Genomic DNA, 20,772 nt, shown 5'->3' with positions numbered 1-20,772 from the left:
AGACCTCAGGTTTATGACAAACTCTAGAAGATCCGCATGAGAAAAGAGAGGTAACACGTTTGGCAGAAATTATGGTTTTCCTGACGCAATACGGTTACATCGCGTTGTTTATACTGCTTGCTCTAGGCATTTTGGGAATTCCGGTTCCGGATGAGACACTAATCGCGACTTTCGGAGGAATGATTGCGCAAGGACATTTTCATTTTGCCGGGGCACTTGTAGTTACGTTTTTAGGAAGTATGACAGGTATGATGATTAGTTATACGCTGGGACGGAAGGTGGGCAAGCCGCTGCTGGAACGTTACGGCAAGTGGATACGGATAACGCCAAGCCGCTTGGCGTCCACGGAAGCCTGGTTTAAGCGCTACGGCTCCTGGAGCATTTTACTGGGCTATTTCGTTCCGGGTCTTCGGCATCTGTCCTCCTACATGGCGGGGATTTCCAAAGTTCCCGTGAGCCGTTATCTGCTCTATGCGGCAGCAGGTGCATTGCTGTTCTGTACAACGTTTTTGCTGATCGGTCATGCTGTAGGTTATCACTGGAATGAGGTGGCTGCTGCGATGGAACGTTCGACGCTCCGCATCGGTGTGATTGTCATTGCTCTGATCGCAATTGCGAGCGCCGTCATCGTCTGGTGGAGAAAGCGCTGATTAACATCGGACCGGATTGTGTTATTAATTCTTGAATAGTGGACAAGGATTATGTTATTTTTACGTCAAAAGAAGTGCCGTCTTGGGGGTTGATGGAATGGATAAATTAAAGCAAAGAATTATTGAAGAAAGCTCGGTCATGTCGGAGCAAGTCCTGAATCTGGACGGGCTGCTTAATCATCAGGTCGATCCGGAGCTTACGATGGAGATGGGCCGTGAATTTGCCGCGCGTTTTGCGGATGCAGGCGTGACCCGTGTCATTACAGTTGAATCCTCCGGTATTGCCGTTGCCTTTGCGACGGCGCTCGAGTTGGGTGTTCCGCTGGTGTTCGCCCGCCGGAAAAAAACGCTTCTGGCCGATCCTGATGCTCTATGCGAGCGTGTGCCGTCCTTCACCAAAGGAATCGTCACCGATATTATGCTTTCGCGTAAATATATTCATGAACAGGATAAAGTATTGTTTATTGACGATATTATTGCCAATGGTGATGCGGCAAGGGGACTGGTGAAGATTATCAGCCGTTCAGGAGCCGAGTTGGTCGGACTTGGCGTCGTCGTGGAAAAATCCTTCCAGGCAGGTGCCCGCGCCATTCGTGAACAAGGGATTCGACTGGAATCGCTGGTGCGCATTGAGTCGCTTGATAACGGCACCATTACCTTTGGCGAGTAATCGTCCAAATATAAACAATTCCTTTCATGTAACATTCTTTTCGCTTATAATATAGTTGAGAACACGAAGAGGGGAGGCAGCACAAATGGGGAAAGAACCGGTAACGGAGCAATATTTCGTCGATAAACTGGCTGCAGCGAAGGATCACTTCGAACGCGCACTGGATTGCAAACATACGGAGTTTGATGATCTTTATCCCTATATTATGGAGCATCCTCAGTTTTTCTGGTACAAACGCTATGTCGCCTGGTCAGAGCTGCTGACCATCGTGCGCATGTGTGATGAGCTTGACTTTTCCTGGAAGGAATTGTTTACCCCTCATCAGGTGGAGTATGTTGAAAAACGGGTGATGTCTTCGACCGTGCTCGATTTTTGGTTTGAGAAAAACGACAGCAAAGAACATGCACAACGTTAATTTGCCGTTTAGATAACAATTCAGGCAGGAGTCTGCTGCAAAGATATGACCTAAATGAGCCCATTTAGGTCTTTTTTTGTGAAGATAAAAGAAGGGAGCCATAATGATGATTACTGATGAGCAGTTAAACAGCTACCGCCTTTCCGGAGAAATGGTCAGAGTGGTTCGCGATGGCATTGAAGATAATGATGTTAAAGGCATCGTGGTTGCATGGAATGACGAGCAGGTCATGATCCGTCGCCGCAATCGCAAGGTGGTCAAGCTTGACCGCAAGTACATTTACCAGCCGTTTGATGAACCGCGCGCGAATCCGGAGGCTTAAGGGGTCAAGTCAGAGGCATACTTTGATTATCCGGTACGAGTACAATAAAATAATTGGAATGTGCAGCCGTTTCGACCGATCAAGCTCTGCTTGGTGGTTGAAGCGGTTTTTTGAACATGGTTAAGAATTCTGGAAAGCCGTGGCGGAAGGATGCGGTTCAGGGGCGAAACCTCCGGGAGAAGCTGCAGATTGAAGTCCCAAATAAGCTTTCATTCTGGCTAGCATCTCGCTGCGGAATGCGGGCCATAAAATATTCATTTCTCCCGTGTATCCTCTGCATACATATTCCGCTTCGATCCCGCGTTCATCCTGGCCGACTTGGTACACCCGAATTCTGCGGCTTTTGAACTCACGCTTGACTTCCGACAGCAGCATTAAAGCTTGCCGGTCCCCTCCCGCAAGAACTTCCATGTAGAGCTCGGGGGTTTTGAACACGCCGCTTTCTTTCATGATCCGCAGATCGCGGTCAAACACTTTATGGATAAATTGAAGCAGCAAATAGCTTTTGATCAACGATAATTCATCTTGGGTTATGCCTGGGGCTGTCATTAAGAACACCACCTTCATTTGCGAACTTGTGTTCTTATTTTACCCTGAGCCATGGATTCTAATCAACACTTTTTGATATGGAATTTAATCCCGAAATGTCGCGTGAAAACTTTTTTTAGGGAAAAGTGTTGACTATATTTTATCAGCATGGTATGATCTATCTTGTCGCCGCGAAAGAGTTTGAAACGCGGATGCGACAAATACATATGCGGTCGTGGCGGAATTGGCAGACGCGCACGGTTCAGGTCCGTGTGGGCTAACCCCCGTGGAGGTTCGAGTCCTCTCGACCGCATCACCTTATCTACAATAGGTTTCTGATTGCTCATTCGGGCAAGTCAGAAACCTTTTTTGTTATGTTTAACAAATTCAGGCTGTTGCTCATCAGCGAGGCCAATGGTCTATGAACTAGGAAGAAAAGCAGTAGAGCAGGTCGTAAGTTCCCTTGGGAGGGCTTTTTATAACAGTGGAAATGGCTGATTGCCGTGTTTAAGGTAGTACTCACTAGTCGCTTTTTTTGCAGGTAGCCTTTCATTAAGCTCATTGAGCTCAACCTGAACAGGGAGTGCACGATTGGTATGTTCTACCTTAGTTGTAGTATGGGAAGAGTATTGGATCGCTTAGGTATGACATATGAAGGTACCCGTCGCAGAAACCATATGGTAAAAGGTGTCCTAGCAGATAGCGCACATTATTCTATATTAAAAGAAGAGTATGCAAAATAATGGAGAAAGAACTGATAAAGAAGCAACAAGGAAGCGCCAATTAGGTAAACCGGTCAAGGGTCAGACTTATTGGCTCTTCTATTTTTCCCTTGGTATTGAATTCCTCAATTTCTTATGGATGCAATGATTAGTTTAACCCGCGAGTTATTTCCTTCTAAGCAACGATTTGACTGGTAAGGCAAATATGAGATCATTCGGGATAAAAAAACGCCGGTGCCCCTTAAGCAGGAGTCCGGCGTTTACGTATTAGCTTTTCGGCATTTTGCTCTCATCCATGTACAGCAGGTTCCAGCGGTGACCGTCTAGGTCGGCAAATCCTGCGCCGTACATCCAGCCGCCAGTTTCACTCGGCTTGCCAAAGATGCTTCCTCCGGCAAACTCTACTTTTTGAATAAGGGCGTCTATTTCTTCTCTGCTTGCAGCGCCAATGGAAAATATGACTTCTGCGCTCTCGGAAGTATCTGCGGTTTTTGAACCTGTAAATTTCTCAAACGCCTCATCCGGGAACAGCAGAATCGTTGTTTGGCCTATGGCAAGCTTGGCTCTCTCCTTACCGACGCTCACCGCATGGAATCCAATCTCATTGAAAAAGGCTGTTGACCTCTCAACATCTTTGACCGGCAGGTTAATCCAAATCTCCTGTGACATGGCTGTAGCCTCCTGGAATATATTCGCAACAACTCCTACTATACTCTACTTCTGGCAGCGGAAGCGAATAAACCGCAAGACATCCCAGTGATTATTTATAAAGCGATAGCGGAGGTGCCGATATGGGGGAAAGATACGGCGAAACGGAGATACCGCCCCATCCCAAGCGTATCGTCTCGATCGGGATGGAAGATATGCTGCTTTCGCTCGTTGTACCGCTCGACAGAACAGGCGGGATACGGCAGCTTAGCAAAATCGCTTCCACGATCACTTTTAACTGGCAGTCAGGGATTCTGGATATTGGCAAAGCGCTGGGCAAGGAAGAACAGGCCAAGGCTGTGCTCCAGGCATATCAGGAAAAAGTAAAAGAAGCAAAGGAAAGATCGTACAAGCTGTTGGCGAAGAGAAAACAGTCGCATTCATTCGCCCGTCGATGAAGGAATTTTTTATGGATTACGGGGCATCGATGTCTTCCGAATCCGAGTTTCAGCAGGATGTCGCCAAAGCTTCCGAAGTGGAAAAATTAAAAGTGTGGAAATCGATTCCTGCCGTTGCGCAAGGGCATGCGTTCAAGGTATCGGCCCGACATTGGGCCTTAAACGGTCCGACCGCCGACGGGTTGAAGATCGACGATGTTGTGCAAACGCTGACGGCAATCAAATAAATAGGCTCTTATTGTTCAGGAGAGGAAATCTGAGAGCGTCTTTTTTCATGGGAATACATATTTCCACCTGCTTTCTCAAACAATGAGATAAACGATAAACGCTGCAATGAGAAGGAGGAAGAAGGCTCTTGAAATCACGGAATATATTCGAATGGCGCGCATGCATAAAAACGGCGGGACTGGCGCTCCTCCTCACAACCGCATCGGTATCTCCGGCATTTGCCGAATTTGCGGGAGCGGGGCTGCACAGCTCAATTGCGCCGGCAGGGGATGAACAGAATCGGCCTATTCAGCAAAATCCCATGAAGAAAGAAAAAAGGGTTGCTGTGATTATTGATGACTTCGGAAACGGTCAGGGCGGAACGGAAGAGATGTTGTCCATGCCCATTAAACTGACCGTAGCCATCATGCCTTTTTTGCCGACGACCCGCAGTGACGCCGAATTGGCGCATAAGAAGGGCTACGATGTCATTGTTCATATGCCAATGGAACCCAAGCAGGGAAATCCCAAATGGCTGGGACCCGGGGCTATAACGGCCAATATGAGCGATGAAGAGGTCCGCAGGAAAGTGGAAGAAGCCATTGATAACGTTCCTTACGCGATCGGTATGAATAATCATATGGGATCCAAAATAACCGGCGACGAACGGATCATGGCCATCGTGCTTAAGGTCTGCCGGGAGCGGGGGCTGTTTTTCGTCGACAGCAAAACCAACTACCACTCCGTCGTTGGCAAACTCGCGGTTAATATGGGCATGCCGCCGGTCGCCAATCATATTTTCCTGGATGACCTCCACACCACCAGTCATATCAGCAAACAAATGAAATTAGTTGAAGACTTTGCCAGAGAACATGACAACTGCGTGACTATTGGCCATGTAGGAACCCAAGGCAAGAAGACGGCTGAAGTGCTGAGAAGCAGCGCCGCCGATATGCAGGGACGAGTCACTTTCGTCGGCATCAGTGATTTGGTGCGTGATATCTGGGGCTGGCAGCCTTCGCCTATATTACCGTCAAATAATAACTGATTCCATCGGCGATGGCCTTGGCGATTTTGAGCTGGCCTCTGCGATCCGTCAACATGGCACGGTCTTCGGCGTTGCTCAGAAAGCCGGTTTCGACGATAACCGCAGGATCGGCTATCTGATTGAGCAGGTAGAACGGCCGCCCATGCTTGATGAACCCTTTATTGCCGTAAAGCTGGTCGAGCTGCTGCTGAATGGCGGAAGCAAGCAGCACGCTGCGTCCTTCATCCTGAAAGAGGACCAATCCGCCGCGTTTTGAAGTATTGCGTCCCCAGTTCACATGAAGGCTGACGACGATCAGCGTAGGGATTTGTTGGCTGAGTTCTTTTCGTTGGGCCAGATCGCGGAGATGTCTTGATCTGCTGCCTAACCAGTGATTATCATCGCTGAGCGCGTAATCGCCCGTCCGGTTCAGAACAGCGTGATAGCCTTGGCTGCGCAGCAGCATGAATACCTTTTGCGCGATCGCCAGATTGATATCCTTTTCCAGGTAATGCTGAAATGAAGTTCCTCCGTCGATACCGCCATGACCCGCATCCACGATAATCAAATCCCTTGGAAAGGCAGGATGCTCTTTGACCTCTTCGGCCGGTCCGGATGAAGACATAGCCTGCACAGGAAGGGCCATGGCAAGAGATGCTGCAATAAGGACGGGAACGGTCAGCTGTAAGAGCTTGTTCATACGTAAAGGCCATCCTTTCATGTAAGTAAAGTCCAGTTTTCTATTCTGGAAAATATCCAACCATCCATACCACAGCATTAGAATGTGCAAAATTCGGAAAAAAATGCATTTAACGGGTTCTGAATTATTTGAAGTGACTCGTTGTTTTCGGTTCGTTTAAAAAGCTGCGGATTTGCGCAAGCTATAATCATTACAGCTGCGGAAGGGGATACGCGGATGGCCAGTGGAGATGAACTCGTAAAATATATTACAGAACGTGTCGTAACGTTTATGGAGACGCCTAAGGAGGAACGGAGGCGGCATACCAAGCCGAAGGAGCCTTGGACCGCAAAATGGTTCGGCATGATCCCGCTTGGATTATCGCTGATGAAGAAGCAATCTCCGAAGAGAAAGTCAAAATCATGAGTGAAAAAAAGACGCCCAAGCCGAACATTCCGGCAGGTCGTCTTTTTTAATCCCATTAGAGATGAGATAAGTTCATATTGCGGAATTCTCCGTGCGAAAGAAGTGACGAAGCGGGTAAGTAACGACTGCCATTCTTTCCAGATGCAGCGTATAGCACGTTACCTTCCTTATCGGCCGCAGACCAGGTGTGGAGCCCTGTAATGGCAAAAGGGGCTCCATAGTTGGCATTATGGCCCGGTGAAGTGAATACTAGGCTCATATGCTCAGCCTTAACGGCTTGGATTAAGTCACCCGTTCCTTTGAATGAAAGCTTGGGCGAAGTTAACCACAACAGATTGTCGTAGGGGTCGCTTGCCCGCTGAGGCTCAGGGACTGTCGCCGCCGTAAGTTGAATTCCCCGCTGCGCAGTGAGTGCACCGCTGGCCGAATCTTTCTCAGTGGCATCGAAGGGCAGCTCCTCCGCAGAGATCCCATGGATATAAATCGCCCTCTTCCCTGGTTGCATCACCTTCCAGACCGGCAGCAACGCGGAATACTGCGCCTCTATACTTACGCCTGCAGAGAGCTTAAAGCTCGCGTTCAGAATACCCTGCTGCTTCAGGCGGTTGTATAGAGCTTGCGAATTGTACGGCATGGCTTCATCCCGTCCGTATTCACTGAGCATATAACTCCCATCATCGGTTGAAGTGAGAATCATATAGCCGATCGGCTTGCCGTTTTGGCTAACCGTGGCCAGCCAGCTGTGTGTACCGGGTCCTAGCGGATCATAGGAGATGCTGGCATTCTTCCATTTTTCAAAGGAATCCTGATGTGACAACTCGTCGGCCACGTCCTGTGTAAAGCTTTGTAATGAAGAAGGCGTGGCGGCGAGCTTTTGACTGAACACCATATTTTTAAGGGCGTCCGCTGTATTTATAGAAACGCTTTGCTTGACGGATGAGGTTTTGGCTGCCGCTTCCGCAGCGTTTGTTCCCGCTGACATGAAGCACCCCGTGAGGAGAAAGACGACAGCTGCTTTTGCGGTGAAAGAGATCATATTCATTGGGTTACCCTTTCTTGTGTTTCAAAATTACCTTCAGTGTAGCGGACAAGCCCTGAAAAGACTGTTGCAAGCTGTCGCGCGGCAATCCTGGGACCGGGTTCTATTTTTGCCTTCTTTTGTCTAATGTCATCTACCGGAGGAACGCAGGTGAAACAGACCGCAGGTTATGGCGGACAGTTGTACTTTGGGTTCGTATTGCCATGTCGTTTCACTGCGTCTGCTGGCATATTGCTCACGGATGGCAGCCAGCTTTTCCTCATCCTCTTCCTTGAGCAGATCCTCGTAGTAAATGTCGATTACGGCAAGCTCCTCACTCAGTCGTTCTCTGGCCTGCTCAGCCCATCCATAATCCATTTCCGCCAGCATACGGGTCATATAAGCCTCAAGAGAGATGGCAGCTTGCGGAAGCGATACAGTGGCAGGCTGAATATGAATATTTTCCGGCAGGCGGGGACTCAAGGTCACGCCGTGCAATCGTTCGGGAAAGGGAGAGATGATCCTTCCAGTGACGAGCGATATTCCGACAAAATGAAGTTCTTCCTTCTTCACGTCGCAGGACATTTCCGCTTTGAAGCAAACGCCAAGCCATGGTTCGTAGGCCGCAGAGAAAAGCGTCTCGCGCTGGAGCGCCGCGGGCTGCTCGAATAGGTAAAGGCAGGAGCCTTCCTGCCGCGCAGCATTCCAAATCTGCTGAAGCCTGTTGCTGCCATAAGTCACATCCTCGCGCTGTATCCTTCCCGGTCCAATGCGCGGCACCATGGGGGCGGTACCGAAGTAGCGGGAGAGGATGCTGTCCTGCTGTGGTTTCGTTTGCGGAATGCTGTCGTCCATTTGATTATTGTCATATTGTTCAGGATCAAAAACGAAAGTGAAGGAAAGGGTTTCCGGTTCTGCGCCCGTTCTCTCGACGAATCCCCAGTAATAGGGCCTGTTGGTCAGCTGTTTGTCAGCCTGGGGAGACAGCTTGACTGTCACATGGTATGGCGATTTTTCGATGATCTGACATTCCGTGCTTTCCAGATAGGTCATCATGTGGTCTTGAACCTGCTGCGATGACATGCTCACGTTATGCTTCCTCCTCCCTCATGGTTTCCGATTCGTAATCAACCTGCTGTTTAATTTGATCCAGCGTTTGGCCGAGTGAGCTGACCTTTTGCCGGATTTCCTCATTGGAATCAGACTCCAGGAACAACTTATATAAGCTTTTCTCCAAGGACTCCTGTTTTTCAAACCGTTCGAGAATCACGTCCAAACCGCCAATGACCATTTCGAACATATTGATCTTTTCGTGAAGCAGATGCAGGATATGTTCCTCGATCGTTCCGGAAGTGGACAAGTTGTATATTTGCACGTCCTTTTGCTGTCCCAGCCGGTGAACCCGGCCAATTCGCTGTTCTACCCGCATGGGGTTCCACGGCAGGTCAAAGTTGATCATATGGTGGCAGAATTGCAGGTTAATGCCTTCGCCGCCTGCCTCGGTCGCGATCATGACCTGGGCGCGTCCCCGGAACAAATCCATCATCCAATCTTTTTTGCCCCGATTCATGCCGCCGCGGTAGGGAACGCAGATCAATCCGTGCTTCTGAAAATATTGGAGCAGATATTCCTGGGTAGCACGGTATTCGGTGAACACGATGACCTTTTCATTCATTTGCTTGATCAGTTCGATTGTTTTTTCGGCCTTTGTGTTCGCCTTGATGGCTTTGATGGCATTGACCAGCTCCCAGACCTTGGCGGTGAGGGGGGACTCGTCCGGAATTTTTTTCGATAGATTTACCAAGGTGAGGAATACGGCATCACGGCTGCTGCACACTTCCCGTTGCAAGGTAACGAGCGACAGCATACTGCTTAAATTCCCCTCTGAGGCCTTATACTGGTCTTTGACAAAGGCTGTCACACCGTCATATAAGGCTTGTTCTTCGGCAGATAATTGAAGGCTGATATTGCTCACATTCCGCTTCGTAAAATATACCGGGCCTTCGCCGCGTCGATTGCGGATCATGACCTTGGCGAGTTCATCCTTCAGTTGTTCCTGATTCTTGGGCTGGCGCTTGCCGACGACGAAATTCGTGGAAAAGTCTCCCTGGCGGCCTAGCTGTCCCGGCTTCAACAGCGTGATGAGATTGAAGAGCTCACTCATGTCGTTTTGCACCGGCGTGGCAGTCAGCAGGAGACAATATTTCTTGCGAAGCTTCTGAATGAACTGATAGTTCGTCGTTTTCTTGTTTTTCAGTTTGTGGGCCTCATCGATAATTAGCATGTCGTATTCCTGTTCGAGCAGGAAATCTTTATGCGGATCACGCTTGGCTGTATCCATGGAGGCAACCACGACATCGGAATGCCAGGTGTAGGCTTTTTTCTGGGCAACGGCGGAAATGCCGAATTTGCTGTTCAGCTCTCGCACCCATTGCAGTACGAGCGAGGCCGGTACGAGAATCAGGACTTTGGAGACGAGACCGCGTATCATATATTCTTTTAAAATCATGCCGGCTTCTATCGTTTTGCCGAGTCCGACCTCATCAGCCAATATAGCTCTTCCGGACATTTCGAACAGCACCTTGTGCGCCGTGTCGAGTTGGTGGGGGAGCGGGGAAAGGCCTTGCAAATGCTTCAGGCACTGCAGCTCATCAAAGCTTGTGACCAGGCGCGCTTCTTCTCCCTGGATAGCCAGCTGTGCTAGCCGCCAATCGCCCCAGGGCCCGCCTTTTTCGAGACGGTTATTCAGCTGCTCGAGCCAGCTGCGATCGATATGGAGAGGAACCGGGAGTTCCTGCGGCTGTCCGTTTGCACTGGGTTGGGAAGTATTCATGCCCCGTACCTCCTTCGTTTTCGTATCATGCGTATAAGGATTTGCTTGATCCAAGTAATGTGTAGTATGCACGTAAAAGGAAGAGTTCATAACAGGGCCGAATCGGGCTTCGTTCATAAGTAAGGGATGATTTTCATGAATATTTTCAAAGTGCGTAAATCAAAAAAGTGAGATAGATGGAGAAAAGAAGAGTTTGTCCCCTATTGAAGAGCTTACATGCCTTAAATTTCAGGGTGTCTTTGTAGAGTTACAATATGTGGTATAGTATAATGAGTAATGAACACTATATATTGTGCGTGAAGAACGAAAACGTGTTTTTGTGCCTTCATCTTATGAAATAAAATGAACTAAAGTTTTTCTCTTTTATAGTTCGATTTTAGGTATGGAATGAGCGAGAGATAGGGCCGGAATTTAGCGCTTGAGTTCATTTCGCGGTGTGTATGTGAATAATACCAATATCATGGGAGGTTGTTTCATTTGGGTATGATTCAGCAGAAGCAAAAGCTTGAAGGATTGAGCGAAAAAATCTTTTTGGACCGTTATGCCTGGAAGGACCCGGATACGAGCCATGCGAAGGTCGGGGACGTCGTTCTGGTGTTGACCAAAGACGATCCGAAGTTTCCTACCAAGGAAGTCGGAGAGATCGTGAGCCGTGAAGGCAGCATCGTGACGGTCAAAACCCGCCGCGGTGAGCTCGTTGAATCTCATGTGGATAAATTGACTTTAAATATAGAGAAGACACCGGAAGAAATGTGGAACCGTTTGGCGGAAGCCATGTCTTCCGTGGAAGAGACCCCGGAGCTGCAGGAAGAGTGGCAGAAGAAGTTCCGCTATATTCTGGATGACTGGAAACTGGTTCCCGGCGGGCGCATTGCTGCCGGCGCAGGCGCCAGCGATGAGCTGACCCTGTTCAACTGCTATGTCATTCCATCGCCTAAAGACAGCCGCGGCGGCATTATGGCTACGCTGTCCGAAATGACGGAAATTATGGCCCGCGGCGGCGGGGTTGGGATCAACTTATCTTCTTTACGTCCGCGCAGAGCCGTCGTCAAGGGCGTTAACGGATCTTCCAGCGGCGCTGTTTCCTGGGGTGGACTGTTCAGCTACACGACCGGGTTAATCGAGCAGGGCGGCAGCCGCAGAGGCGCCCTCATGCTGATGATGAACGACTGGCATCCGGATATCCTGGATTTCATCACCGTCAAGCAAACGATGGGACAGGTTACGAATGCGAACTTGTCCGTATGCGTGAGCAACGACTTCATGAAGGCCGTTAAAGAGGATCGCGACTGGGATCTCGTATTTCCGGATACGAATGAGCCGGATTATAACGAAATCTGGGACGGCGATCTCGACAAGTGGAAAAAGGAAGGACGCAGCGTCATTCATTACCGCACCGTCAAAGCGCGCGAAATCTGGCATACGATCATCGAATCGGCCTGGAAATCCGCGGAGCCCGGTGTGGTATTCATGGAATACTACAACCAAATGTCCAACAGCTGGTATTTCAACCCGATCATCTGCACGAATCCTTGCGGTGAGCAGGGATTGCCGGCTTGGGGCGTCTGCAACCTGTCCGCCGTGAATCTCTCTAAGTTCTATGATGAAGAGAAACATGACGTGGCATGGGATGATCTGGCGCTAACCACTCGTTATTCCGTGCGTTTCCTGGATAACGTCATCAGCAAGACGCCTTATCATTTCGAGGAAAACGAGCGGAACCAGAAGAAAGAACGCCGCGTAGGTCTTGGCACCATGGGTTTGGCCGAGCTGATGATCAAATTAAACATCCGATATGGCAGCCCGGAATCCATGGAATTTCTGGATAAGCTCTACGGATTTATTGCCCGCGAAGCCTATTTGGCGTCTTCCGAGATTGCAGGGGAGAAGGGTTCCTTCCCGGCATTCGACGCGGAATTGTATCTGCAAAGCGGCTTTATGAAAAATATGACCGAGGCATATCCTGAGGTCGGCGATGCTGTCCGTGAAAGCGGCATGCGGAACGTCACCGTCATCACGCAGGCTCCTACGGGAAGCACGGGTACGATGGTAGGCACTTCGACAGGCATTGAGCCGTACTTCGCATTCAAGTATTTCCGCCAAAGCCGTCTCGGCTTTGACGAACAATTCGTGCCGATCGCGCAGGATTGGCTCGACGCCCATCCTGGAGAAGAGCTGCCGGATTACTTCGTAACCGCCATGGATTTGTCCGCAGAGGATCATATCCGCGCCCAAGCGGCAATCCAGCGCTGGGTTGACAGCTCCATCTCGAAGACGGCGAATTGCCCTGCGGACTTTACGGTGGAAGAGACAGGGCGCCTGTATGAGCTGGCTTTCGATCTGGGCTGCAAAGGCGTGACGATCTACCGTGACGGTAGTCGCGATGTGCAGGTCTTGCAGACCGAGAAGAAGGAAGACAAAAAGCAAGATACCGCAGTGAACGAAGCGGCCAGTACGAAAGAAACAGAAGTGCAGGAGCCTGCGGCCAAACTGCAACCGGCTATGGGCGAGTCCGGAGCGAAAGTCGTCGACAAGCAGTACAAGCGCCGCCCGCAGGTGCTGCGCGGAGCAACCTACAAAATTAACACGCCATTCGGCATGGCATACATCACCATTAATGATTTGGACGGCATTCCAAGCGAGATTTTCCTCAATGTAGGCAAAGCCGGTTCGGACGTCTTTGCGATGGCGGAAGCCCTTGGACGCGTCTGCTCGCTGTTCCTGCGTTACGGGGATCACGGTCACAAGGTCGAGCTGCTCATCAAACATCTGAAGGGCATTGGCGGTTCCGGAGCCATTGGTTTCGGCGCGAACCGCGTCGAGTCCATTGCGGATGCCGTGGCCAAAGCGCTCGAAACGCATGTGCAGGCAGGCTACGACGAGGATCATGATCCGGCACCGGTTGCGGCGACGCTGGCCCCTGAAACGGCCGATCACGGCGGCGGTCAGGACCACCGCTATGACGATCCGAAGGCATCTCGCGATCTTTGCCCGTCCTGCGGTTCCGCGACGCTGATTAATATCGAAGGCTGCAAAACCTGCGGAAATTGCGGATACAGCAAGTGTTCGTAATATAGAGAATGTGTGGCGTCATAATTATTGAGAAAACTTTTTAAATTATTGAGAATAAAATTTCATAATTAATGATAAATGTATAATCATGCATCTATATACATTGACTTGTTCTGTTGCTTTATGGGCGGAGCTGCCGATGTAGAAGCAATGGTTATAAACGAAGGCGTTGAAGTTGTTGTGGATCTGCGAGAGGAAGCAACGGAGTGTGCAAATCCGACAGATCATGTTCGCTGGGTGAAAGTTCCGCTTGACGACAACACGAAAGAAAATGAAGCAGATCTCTTTGAAAAGCCGATTAATGAAGATTTTGTTGCGTATAATGATGGTAAGAAAGTTGTCTTTCACTGTGGCGGAGGCAAAGGTCGGACTGGGACCGTTGCTGCTGGCGTACTGTTAGAGCTAGGACTCCCGAATTCGGTCGATGATGCTGAATCAAAGGCAAGCATCAGAAATATTAACGATATTAAGCCTATGCAAAAGGAATTATTGAAAAAAATATATGCAACATAATCAGAATAAAAGAGAGGCATCCACTAAAATGGATGCCTCTCTTTTATTCTGATTTCTTAAGGCACTCTATCTTCAATACAAAGACATCATTTTTACTGGTGTGTCTCTTTTGGGTTATAGCCAATTCTTTTTTCTTCACCAAATATGTCCCATTTGCGTTACGTGGATGGGATTCGTGATACGGTGATCTTATCGTTATTCTAGATGGAGGAAGGTACTACACACCTGTGCCAGAATGGGGGGGGCTCTTTTTTGGAGAACACAGAGTTCATGCAGATTATTCTCTAAAGTATTTTACGAAGGGCAGTCCTGCCTACAAGTTGAATGAGTTTCTTTTCAACAAAGATAATCATGAGCAGGGGTATGCTCGAAGGCGTTTCTTCGAGGTCGTTCTGTTGTTTGAGGATTCGCTTGAAAAGGATGCGTTTCTTGAATACGTCCATCACTACAAAGACGATTATCTGAAAAGATTAGCAGCCTTAGATGGCGAATGGTCATGGATAGAGTTGGTCATGGATAGAGTCCAACACCAAACGGCAGCTCGTTAAATTTCGAGACTTGACCGGTTAGATCGAGATTATGATGGGATCATTCGGGAATGGAAGCACATTACACGCGAAGTTGGTGCTGACATTGTCTGCCTGGATAATGAAACCTTGTTCGATAGTCGAAAGTTTAAAACAATGGGTGACTTTGGAAAGGTGATGGAGGATCAGTATTTAAGCCTCCTGGCATACGTGGCTGAACAGGAGCGTAAGAAGAACCGGCAGCGGCAGGCGGAAGGTATTGAAGTTGCACGTATGGAAGGAGTTACGTTTGGTAGACCCCGGAAGGAAATCGATGATCGTTTTCTTTAGGTCCAAATTTTTGTAAGACGACAAGAACATTTTGGTGGTCAGATGGGATTGTTCTTGAACCAGTAAACTCATCGTGTGAAGAAATAAAGAGAGCGACGAAAACGGAAACATGGAGTATTATCGCCTTCTTTCTCAAAGAAGCAGATATCAAAAAAAATTATTAAAAATTGTCACAAATCCACCCGCTTCACTATCTTAGTTTATGAAAGACAAAAAGGGGGAAGGGAGGTATCAACGATGAAACAGTTTGATGTGGCAATCATCGGTGGAGGTATTGCAGGATTGGTTGCTGCTATTGACTTGGCTCAGGCAGGTAAGTCTGTTGTCCTGTTGGAGAAGTCCAGCCAATTTGGTGGTCGGGCTATATCCGTCAAGAAAAACGGGGCTACCTTCGATCAAGGTGCTCATGCAATAATCAGGGGAGGGGCAGTAGATGAAATCTTTCAAGATTTAGGCATAAGAATGGAAGGGGGATCCCCCTCGGCTAACATATCATTTCTCTGGAACAATCAAGTATCTCATATATTTCGATTTTTTTTCTCTCAAAACTTGAGATGGTTAGGAAAGATAGAGTTTTTTAAATTTTATAATAAGTTGACAAAAATCGATGCTGATTCCGTGCCGGCTATCAGCCTGCGGAGTTGGCTGGAACAAGAAATTCGCGATCCGATGACTCGTCATATCGCTTACGCCATGTTCCGGGTAAGTTCGTATTTACATGCTCCTGATCACCAATTGGCGGGCCCTGCCTTACGTTCGATAGCACGCACGACGAAAAAGAATAGCATTATCTATGTACAGGATGGCTGGCAAACTCTAATTGATCAACTTTACGAAAAAGCAGTTCAGTCAGGCGTATCGATGATGATAAGAAAAAACGTAACGCAAATCAAGCATGATGGGGCCGTTCGCAAGATAAGGTTTGCTGACGGACAGGAGATGGACATCACGCATGTGATTTCCGCCACCCCACCTGCAGTAACCTCCCGACTCTTGGAAGATGAGGGAAGTAAGTCGGTTTTACGTTGGAAAGAACAAGCTCGTGTCATTAAGGCGGCAAGTTTGACTCTTTCTTTGAAGCGGCTTTCCGCACCAGATCATTTTGCGGTTTTGGGTGTGGATCAACCCATATACTTCGTGAATCAATCGAAATTTACTCGATTAAGTGAGGATGACACTCCCGTGGTGAACATTGTTAAATATAATGGCACTGGTGGAACAGATCCAAAAACTGACGAACGATTTCTCAAACAAATGTTGGACCTGATCCAACCGGGCTGGCAGGAGGAAGTCGTCGCCAAACAGTACCTCCCCAATATGGTGGTAGCCTATGACTATATGCACTTAGGCAGGGAAGATCGATTTCCGGGTCCAGCCGTACCCGAAATTGCAGGGCTGTATGTGGCGGGAGAGTGGGTCAGCCATGGGGAACAGCTGGCAGATGCTGCGGCGGCAAGCGGGAGACGTGCGGCGCGGTGCGTGTTAAAAGATATGGAGGCAGGCTGTAAGGGTGGTCGGGAAACCATTGTAGTGTGAATAACACGAAGAAAGCAGGTGGTTAACATGTTGGAAAACATAAAAACAGAACAATTCTATACCGAATACAAACCACTATTGTTCTCTCTTGCCTACCGTATGTTGGGCAGTGTCACAGATGCGGAAGATATTGTCCAAGAAGCCTTTTTAACCTTATATAAATCGGGGTCAGATCACATTCAAAACATGAAAGCATATCTGTGTAAAATCGTAACTAATGGCTGTCTCGGTCTGCTTCGTTCTACGAGGAAGCAACGGGAAAAATACATCGGGACATGGCTGCCTGAACCACTTGTGACAACAGCGAGTGAGGAAACAGATCCGATGCAGTCCTACTTACAGAAGGAATCGATATCTACCGCTTACTTGCTGTTGTTGCAGCAATTATCTTATGTGGAGCGGGCTGTCTTCTTGCTGCACGAGGTGCTGCAGTACGATTATAAAGAAATTGCCGACATTGTTGGCAAGAGTAGTGCGAACTGTCGGCAAATATTTCATCGAGCGAAACGCAGTCTTCATGTAAAAGATGATTCGGATCTTTTGGATCACTTCGATCAGGAGCAAACCACCAACTTGGTGGAGCAATTTATGCAAGCTCTTGCTTCCGCTGACGCAGCCCGAATCGTAGAATTCCTATCGACTGATGCAGTACTCATCACAGATGGGGGTGGTAAAGTAAAGGCACAACTGCAACCTCTTAATGGGCATATACCAATTTCCCATTTGACATCGAATTTCTTGAAAAAATTGCCTGGAAACTTAACTTACCGTCTCACCATGGTAAATGGACTGCCTGGAATCGTTGTATATTTGGATGGAAAAACGTTGACTGTCCTTTCATTCAAGATTCTAAATGGCCACATCGTTAATCTTTACTTTGTTATAAATCCAGATAAGTTGACACATGTGTTTTAGGTTATACACATTTGATAAGTTGTTTAGATCGATGTATATCAGCTGTTCCCTTCCTACTAAGTAATTCGTTTCCTGTCTTCTTGTTATTTTCATCTGGATCAACTTGCCCCTCAGTTGCTGTTTGCAGATTCTAGAGGCCTATCGTTTTTTAACATGGTGCTCGCTATGATATTAGATTTTCAGAAAAGATGTCACAAAACTACACCCTTCCGCATCTTAGTTTATGAAAGACAAAACAGCAAGGATGGTCGGAATGATGAAGAACAACACTTGATCATCCGGAAGCGCACTTTCAAAAAAAATCTTGATGAATGATTAGGAGGAACCACAATGTCCAACCAAGTAGAATTCGTTATCACGCGTACCGTAAATGCACCTAGTGAGCTTGTGTTCAAAGTTTTTACGAAACCTGAGCATTTGAAAAAATGGTGGGGTAATAAGGGTTTTGAGATGAATGTGACTAATTTAGATCATCTTCGTCCTGGAGGTCGCTTTCATTTCAACCAAAAATCTCCTGATGGCAAAGAATTGTGGGGGAAGTTTGTGTATCGTGAAGTGGTCGAGCCAGAAGATCTTGTGTTCATCAACTCTTTTTCCGATGAAGAGGGCAATACGATCCGTGCTCCATTTCATCCCACCTATCCATTAGAAATTCTGAATACCTTAAAGTTTAGGGAGCAGGAAGGTAAGACTACAATCACCATGCGTGTAGGTCCTTGGTCCGCTACAGAGGAGGAGCTCAAAACCTTTGAGGGGGGATTGGAGTCGGCTCAAAAGGCATTTGCTGTACTCTTTGACCGGCTTGAAGATTACTTGGCAAGTGTGGTTTCGTTGTAAATCAAACAAATCAACACCCATACAAAACAGTTGGTGATGATCGCTTGACATGGCGAATGGACGGCGAATTCGGTTTGTTCCTGTTCGACAAGCGGCAGTTGGCCACCCTTAAAAAAACAGCATTGGAAGGTTGATTCCACATGATTGGAACGGAAAGTAAGAAACAAGAAATTTTAAAAGCTTACCTGTTCAGACATGCTTGCAAGGTTTTTGACCCCAACAAAAAGATATCGGATGAAGATTTCGACTTTATTTTGGAGACGGGAAGATTGTCTCCAAGCTCATATGGACTCGAGCCTTGGAAGTTTGTCGTGATCCAGGATGCAGCGCTTCGTGAAAAATTAAAACCTGTAACTGGTGGTGCCCAGGGACAACTGCCTACTGCAAGCCATTTTGTGGTTATATTGGCGAGACAAGGCTTAAGGCATGATTCGGCTCACGTAATCAAGATGTTCAAAGACATTCATCATTTGCCTGAAGAAGTTGTACAGCGTGTTTGCGGTTTCTATAAATTATTCGTTGAAACCGAACTCGAAAATAATGATCGTCTCCTGTTTGAATGGGCAAGCAAACAAACATATATAGCAATGGGCAACATGATGACAACCGCAGCACTAATAGGCATTGATTCCTGCCCGATCGAAGGTTTCGATAATAAGCAGGTGACCTCTATTTTACAAAATGAGGGTATCATAAACACTAACGATTTCGGTGTAAACTGTATGGTCGCTTTCGGGTATCGGCAAGAGGATCCCAAGCATCCAAAAGCAAGACAAAATCTCGATGAGATTGTTGTGTGGCGATAAATGGTTAATAAAGTTGGGAAGTTACATTAAGCATCGTAAGAGCATTGTAACACTGCTACTCATGGATGTAAGGGTATTGACTGGTAAAAACGTGTCAAAACTTGATTTCTGGACGTGATGATTCCCCTAATTTGAGGTATAGAATGAACCAGGATTACCCAAAGTATAAAGGGTAAACTCAGATAAGCTGCTCTGCTTTCTCCTCTTCCCGGCCGTCCTATTGGGCGGCTTTTTGTTTTACCATCGTTAACTGTAATTGAAATGTATTATTAGTTAGGTTCTTCGTAATAATGTCCAAACTTAGACATGAAACAAAGTTTGGTTTGCCGGAGCTTTTTATCTGTCGAAATTATTCTTCAGGAATTTTTGAATAACCATTCGTCGTCTTATCTATACAGAAGATGACGAGATTTGGAGATGAATAAACATGAAATGTATACTTATTGGTATATGCCTTTTACGGAAGTAGCGAGGATCGAAATCGAAAATGATGGGGCAGAAGCATGCGAAACCCCAGGGGATATCCGGTATACTTTATCTACGAAGTCCGACACGGATGAACTCCTTCGTATTCAAGAAAATTGGTACTGCGATGACCTTATCTAGATCTGGATACGGAGCGTTTTAAGGAAGGGGAAGATCGCTTTAGGCGAGTCGAGACTTGATTCCATAATCGATGTATATAGGTGAATAAATATGCAAAACCAGTTTTGCGGGAATTCTCACTAATACTGAAAATAAGCATGATATCCGGCGTTTACTAAAGGAACTCCTCTCATTAAATATGAAAACACGCCTTGATGAAACAACACTTTTCCGTCGGATTTTCTCATCAATTTTGACAACACACAGTCTTCATAAAGACCAGCCACTGAGCTGGTCTTTTTTTATGGCATTTAGCCAGGCACCGGGCCTGTCCTCCATCTTCGCCCGTTGGCTGCTGCGTGAAGGCATCGCGGATATCTCCCTTCGTGTCGGGGGACGGCGAACGCTGAAGACGTTACCTTTTATACTGCTGTTTCCTGCGTTCATTGGCCTGATTGCTTACGGAATGGCCTGGACGACGGGGCTGGTACAATTCGTCACGCCGGACACGTTCATTAAAGCTCCGCCCGCGATTATCTTCTTAGGACTTTTGCTCATGCAAATGGTCGGCGGCACAGCAGTGGGCCTAATCGGGAGTGTCGGAGAGGAACTTGGCTGGCGCGGTTACATGCTCACTCGATTGATCGACGCCCGCGTTCCTTACCCGATGCTGACCAGCGGGATGATCTGGGGATTATGGCATCTTCCTGTGATGATTGCCGGTCTTTATTATTCCGGTCCCTATCCAGTCCTCTCCGTTATTTTGTTTATGGTTTCGGTGACTTCCTTCGGCTACATTATTGGACGTCTGCGGCTAACAACCGGCAGCATATGGCCCGCGTTCCTTCTGCATGCATCCTGGAATGCCGTGATCCAAGACGTCTTCGATTCCTTTTCCAAAGGTGAGAATGTGCTGCTATGGACGGGGGAGTCAGGGATTTTAGTGGCTCTTGCCTTACTGGCCTCGGCATGGATCATTTCGAGGAGGCCGATGAGCGTGAGGCGGTTATAAGAAGAGGCTCCCCTAAGGGGAGCCTCTTCAAATTCA

General features: G+C 47.8%; 23 protein-coding genes, 1 tRNA gene and 1 pseudogene. 19 read left to right on the top strand and 6 right to left on the bottom strand.

Annotation, left to right across the window (positions count from 1 at the left end; translation table 11 throughout):
- Positions 1-59 precede the first annotated feature (59 nt).
- The 4 genes from GRF59_RS09010 to GRF59_RS08995 all read left to right on the top strand — a co-directional run bounded on the left by GRF59_RS09010 (position 60) and on the right by GRF59_RS08995 (position 2,057).
- Positions 60-650, top strand: coding sequence for a DedA family protein (locus tag GRF59_RS09010; protein ID WP_160497240.1), 591 nt, complete (start codon positions 60-62; stop codon positions 648-650).
- 97 nt (positions 651-747) lie between these two features.
- Positions 748-1,320, top strand: a complete 573-nt coding sequence (locus tag GRF59_RS09005) for a xanthine phosphoribosyltransferase (RefSeq protein ID WP_160497239.1) — start codon at positions 748-750, stop codon at positions 1,318-1,320.
- A gap of 85 nt (positions 1,321-1,405) precedes the next feature.
- Positions 1,406-1,735 carry a hypothetical protein gene (locus tag GRF59_RS09000; RefSeq protein ID WP_160497238.1) on the top strand — a complete coding sequence of 110 codons (330 nt, stop codon included), beginning with the start codon at positions 1,406-1,408 and terminating at the stop codon, positions 1,733-1,735.
- Between the two features lie 106 nt (positions 1,736-1,841).
- Complete coding sequence (locus GRF59_RS08995) at positions 1,842-2,057, top strand: hypothetical protein (RefSeq protein ID WP_160497237.1); 216 nt, start codon at positions 1,842-1,844, stop codon at positions 2,055-2,057.
- Positions 2,058-2,177: 120 nt separating this feature from the next.
- Here the strand turns inward: GRF59_RS08995 and GRF59_RS08990 are convergent, their stop codons facing one another.
- Positions 2,178-2,606 (bottom strand): YhjD family protein, encoded by a 429-nt coding sequence (locus GRF59_RS08990; protein ID WP_237391688.1) that lies wholly within the window; start codon positions 2,604-2,606, stop codon positions 2,178-2,180.
- Between the two features lie 208 nt (positions 2,607-2,814).
- Between GRF59_RS08990 and GRF59_RS08985 the strand changes: the two genes are divergently transcribed.
- Positions 2,815-2,898 (top strand) — tRNA-Leu (locus tag GRF59_RS08985).
- A gap of 676 nt (positions 2,899-3,574) precedes the next feature.
- On the opposite strand, the gene GRF59_RS08980 is transcribed toward GRF59_RS08985, so the two are convergent.
- Entirely contained in the window at positions 3,575-3,976 is a 402-nt protein-coding gene (locus GRF59_RS08980) for a VOC family protein (RefSeq protein ID WP_160497236.1), read from the bottom strand.
- A gap of 122 nt (positions 3,977-4,098) precedes the next feature.
- On the opposite strand from GRF59_RS08980, the gene GRF59_RS08975 reads away from it, so the two are divergent.
- The 3 genes from GRF59_RS08975 (at position 4,099) to GRF59_RS08965 (ending at position 5,668) form a co-directional block, all read left to right on the top strand.
- A complete protein-coding gene (locus GRF59_RS08975) occupies positions 4,099-4,413 on the top strand; it encodes a hypothetical protein (protein ID WP_160497235.1) in 315 nt (104 codons plus the stop codon).
- On the top strand, positions 4,410-4,640 hold the full coding sequence (locus GRF59_RS08970) for a substrate-binding domain-containing protein (protein ID WP_160497234.1): 231 nt from the start codon (positions 4,410-4,412) through the stop codon (positions 4,638-4,640). The genes GRF59_RS08975 and GRF59_RS08970 overlap by 4 nt, the downstream gene beginning before the upstream one ends.
- Positions 4,641-4,768: 128 nt before the next feature.
- Positions 4,769-5,668, top strand: a complete 900-nt coding sequence (locus GRF59_RS08965) for a divergent polysaccharide deacetylase family protein (protein WP_237391687.1) — start codon at positions 4,769-4,771, stop codon at positions 5,666-5,668.
- On the opposite strand, the gene GRF59_RS08960 is transcribed toward GRF59_RS08965, so the two are convergent.
- Positions 5,643-6,347, bottom strand: coding sequence for an N-acetylmuramoyl-L-alanine amidase (locus GRF59_RS08960; protein WP_160497233.1), 705 nt, complete (start codon positions 6,345-6,347; stop codon positions 5,643-5,645). The genes GRF59_RS08965 and GRF59_RS08960 overlap by 26 nt on opposite strands.
- A 216-nt stretch (positions 6,348-6,563) precedes the next feature.
- Here GRF59_RS08960 and GRF59_RS08955 point away from each other — a divergent pair, with 216 nt between their 5' ends.
- Positions 6,564-6,752 (top strand): YqzE family protein, encoded by a 189-nt coding sequence (locus GRF59_RS08955; RefSeq protein ID WP_160497232.1) that lies wholly within the window; start codon positions 6,564-6,566, stop codon positions 6,750-6,752.
- Between the two features lie 55 nt (positions 6,753-6,807).
- Here GRF59_RS08955 and GRF59_RS08950 read toward each other — a convergent pair whose 3' ends face one another.
- The 3 genes from GRF59_RS08950 to GRF59_RS08940 form a co-directional block, all read right to left on the bottom strand.
- Positions 6,808-7,734 (bottom strand): hypothetical protein, encoded by a 927-nt coding sequence (locus GRF59_RS08950; protein ID WP_160497231.1) that lies wholly within the window; start codon positions 7,732-7,734, stop codon positions 6,808-6,810.
- Positions 7,735-7,920: 186 nt separating this feature from the next.
- On the bottom strand, positions 7,921-8,859 hold the full coding sequence (locus GRF59_RS08945) for a YqhG family protein (protein ID WP_160497230.1): 939 nt from the start codon (positions 8,857-8,859) through the stop codon (positions 7,921-7,923).
- 1 nt (position 8,860) lies between these two features.
- A complete protein-coding gene (locus GRF59_RS08940) occupies positions 8,861-10,603 on the bottom strand; it encodes a DEAD/DEAH box helicase (protein ID WP_160497229.1) in 1,743 nt (580 codons plus the stop codon).
- A 483-nt stretch (positions 10,604-11,086) separates the two neighbouring features.
- Between GRF59_RS08940 and GRF59_RS08935 the strand changes: the two genes are divergently transcribed.
- The 10 genes and pseudogenes from GRF59_RS08935 (at position 11,087) to GRF59_RS08895 (ending at position 20,736) form a co-directional block, all read left to right on the top strand.
- On the top strand, positions 11,087-13,675 hold the full coding sequence (locus GRF59_RS08935) for an adenosylcobalamin-dependent ribonucleoside-diphosphate reductase (RefSeq protein WP_160498203.1): 2,589 nt from the start codon (positions 11,087-11,089) through the stop codon (positions 13,673-13,675).
- Between the two features lie 78 nt (positions 13,676-13,753).
- Positions 13,754-14,188 (top strand): protein-tyrosine phosphatase family protein, encoded by a 435-nt coding sequence (locus tag GRF59_RS08930; protein WP_160497228.1) that lies wholly within the window; start codon positions 13,754-13,756, stop codon positions 14,186-14,188.
- Positions 14,189-14,415: 227 nt separating this feature from the next.
- A complete protein-coding gene (locus tag GRF59_RS29695; protein ID WP_237391686.1) occupies positions 14,416-14,736 on the top strand; it encodes a hypothetical protein in 321 nt (106 codons plus the stop codon).
- Positions 14,737-15,018: pseudogene (locus tag GRF59_RS08925) on the top strand (recombinase family protein); the annotation flags it as partial.
- A gap of 264 nt (positions 15,019-15,282) precedes the next feature.
- On the top strand, positions 15,283-16,581 hold the full coding sequence (locus tag GRF59_RS08920; protein ID WP_160497227.1) for a phytoene desaturase family protein: 1,299 nt from the start codon (positions 15,283-15,285) through the stop codon (positions 16,579-16,581).
- Positions 16,582-16,620: 39 nt separating this feature from the next.
- Entirely contained in the window at positions 16,621-17,496 is an 876-nt protein-coding gene (locus tag GRF59_RS08915) for an RNA polymerase sigma-70 factor (protein ID WP_423802952.1), read from the top strand.
- Between the two features lie 330 nt (positions 17,497-17,826).
- Positions 17,827-18,333 carry an SRPBCC domain-containing protein gene (locus GRF59_RS08910; protein ID WP_160497225.1) on the top strand — a complete coding sequence of 169 codons (507 nt, stop codon included), beginning with the start codon at positions 17,827-17,829 and terminating at the stop codon, positions 18,331-18,333.
- Positions 18,334-18,473: 140 nt separating this feature from the next.
- Positions 18,474-19,139, top strand: coding sequence for an NAD(P)H-dependent oxidoreductase (locus tag GRF59_RS08905; RefSeq protein WP_160497224.1), 666 nt, complete (start codon positions 18,474-18,476; stop codon positions 19,137-19,139).
- A 417-nt stretch (positions 19,140-19,556) separates the two neighbouring features.
- The gene (locus GRF59_RS08900; RefSeq protein WP_160497223.1) at positions 19,557-19,745 is read left to right on the top strand and encodes a DUF2961 domain-containing protein; all 189 of its coding nucleotides are present in this window, start codon (positions 19,557-19,559) and stop codon (positions 19,743-19,745) included.
- A 283-nt stretch (positions 19,746-20,028) separates the two neighbouring features.
- On the top strand, positions 20,029-20,736 hold the full coding sequence (locus GRF59_RS08895) for a CPBP family intramembrane glutamic endopeptidase (RefSeq protein ID WP_160497222.1): 708 nt from the start codon (positions 20,029-20,031) through the stop codon (positions 20,734-20,736).
- Positions 20,737-20,772: the final 36 nt, after the last annotated feature.

The organism is Paenibacillus dendrobii (genome assembly GCF_009807035.1).
In the GTDB taxonomy this organism is placed as follows: Bacteria; Bacillota; Bacilli; order Paenibacillales; family Paenibacillaceae; genus Paenibacillus_AQ; species Paenibacillus_AQ dendrobii.
Note: the sequence above shows the minus strand (reverse complement) of the source record. Positions and strands in the feature narration are given on the sequence as shown.

Coding starts and splice junctions, on each gene's coding strand:
- GRF59_RS09005 (WP_160497239.1), top strand. CDS start 748: ATGGATAAATTAAAGCAAAGAATTATTGAAGAAAGCTCGGTCATGTCG.
- GRF59_RS09000 (WP_160497238.1), top strand. CDS start 1,406: ATGGGGAAAGAACCGGTAACGGAGCAATATTTCGTCGATAAACTGGCT.
- GRF59_RS08995 (WP_160497237.1), top strand. CDS start 1,842: ATGATTACTGATGAGCAGTTAAACAGCTACCGCCTTTCCGGAGAAATG.
- GRF59_RS08990 (WP_237391688.1), bottom strand. CDS start 2,606: ATGACAGCCCCAGGCATAACCCAAGATGAATTATCGTTGATCAAAAGC.
- GRF59_RS08980 (WP_160497236.1), bottom strand. CDS start 3,976: ATGTCACAGGAGATTTGGATTAACCTGCCGGTCAAAGATGTTGAGAGG.
- GRF59_RS08975 (WP_160497235.1), top strand. CDS start 4,099: ATGGGGGAAAGATACGGCGAAACGGAGATACCGCCCCATCCCAAGCGT.
- GRF59_RS08970 (WP_160497234.1), top strand. CDS start 4,410: ATGAAGGAATTTTTTATGGATTACGGGGCATCGATGTCTTCCGAATCC.
- GRF59_RS08960 (WP_160497233.1), bottom strand. CDS start 6,347: ATGAACAAGCTCTTACAGCTGACCGTTCCCGTCCTTATTGCAGCATCT.
- GRF59_RS08955 (WP_160497232.1), top strand. CDS start 6,564: ATGGCCAGTGGAGATGAACTCGTAAAATATATTACAGAACGTGTCGTA.
- GRF59_RS08950 (WP_160497231.1), bottom strand. CDS start 7,734: ATGTCAGCGGGAACAAACGCTGCGGAAGCGGCAGCCAAAACCTCATCC.
- GRF59_RS08940 (WP_160497229.1), bottom strand. CDS start 10,603: ATGAATACTTCCCAACCCAGTGCAAACGGACAGCCGCAGGAACTCCCG.
- GRF59_RS08935 (WP_160498203.1), top strand. CDS start 11,087: ATGATTCAGCAGAAGCAAAAGCTTGAAGGATTGAGCGAAAAAATCTTT.
- GRF59_RS08930 (WP_160497228.1), top strand. CDS start 13,754: ATGTATAATCATGCATCTATATACATTGACTTGTTCTGTTGCTTTATG.
- GRF59_RS08920 (WP_160497227.1), top strand. CDS start 15,283: ATGAAACAGTTTGATGTGGCAATCATCGGTGGAGGTATTGCAGGATTG.
- GRF59_RS08910 (WP_160497225.1), top strand. CDS start 17,827: ATGTCCAACCAAGTAGAATTCGTTATCACGCGTACCGTAAATGCACCT.
- GRF59_RS08905 (WP_160497224.1), top strand. CDS start 18,474: ATGATTGGAACGGAAAGTAAGAAACAAGAAATTTTAAAAGCTTACCTG.
- GRF59_RS08900 (WP_160497223.1), top strand. CDS start 19,557: ATGAATAAACATGAAATGTATACTTATTGGTATATGCCTTTTACGGAA.
- GRF59_RS08895 (WP_160497222.1), top strand. CDS start 20,029: ATGGCATTTAGCCAGGCACCGGGCCTGTCCTCCATCTTCGCCCGTTGG.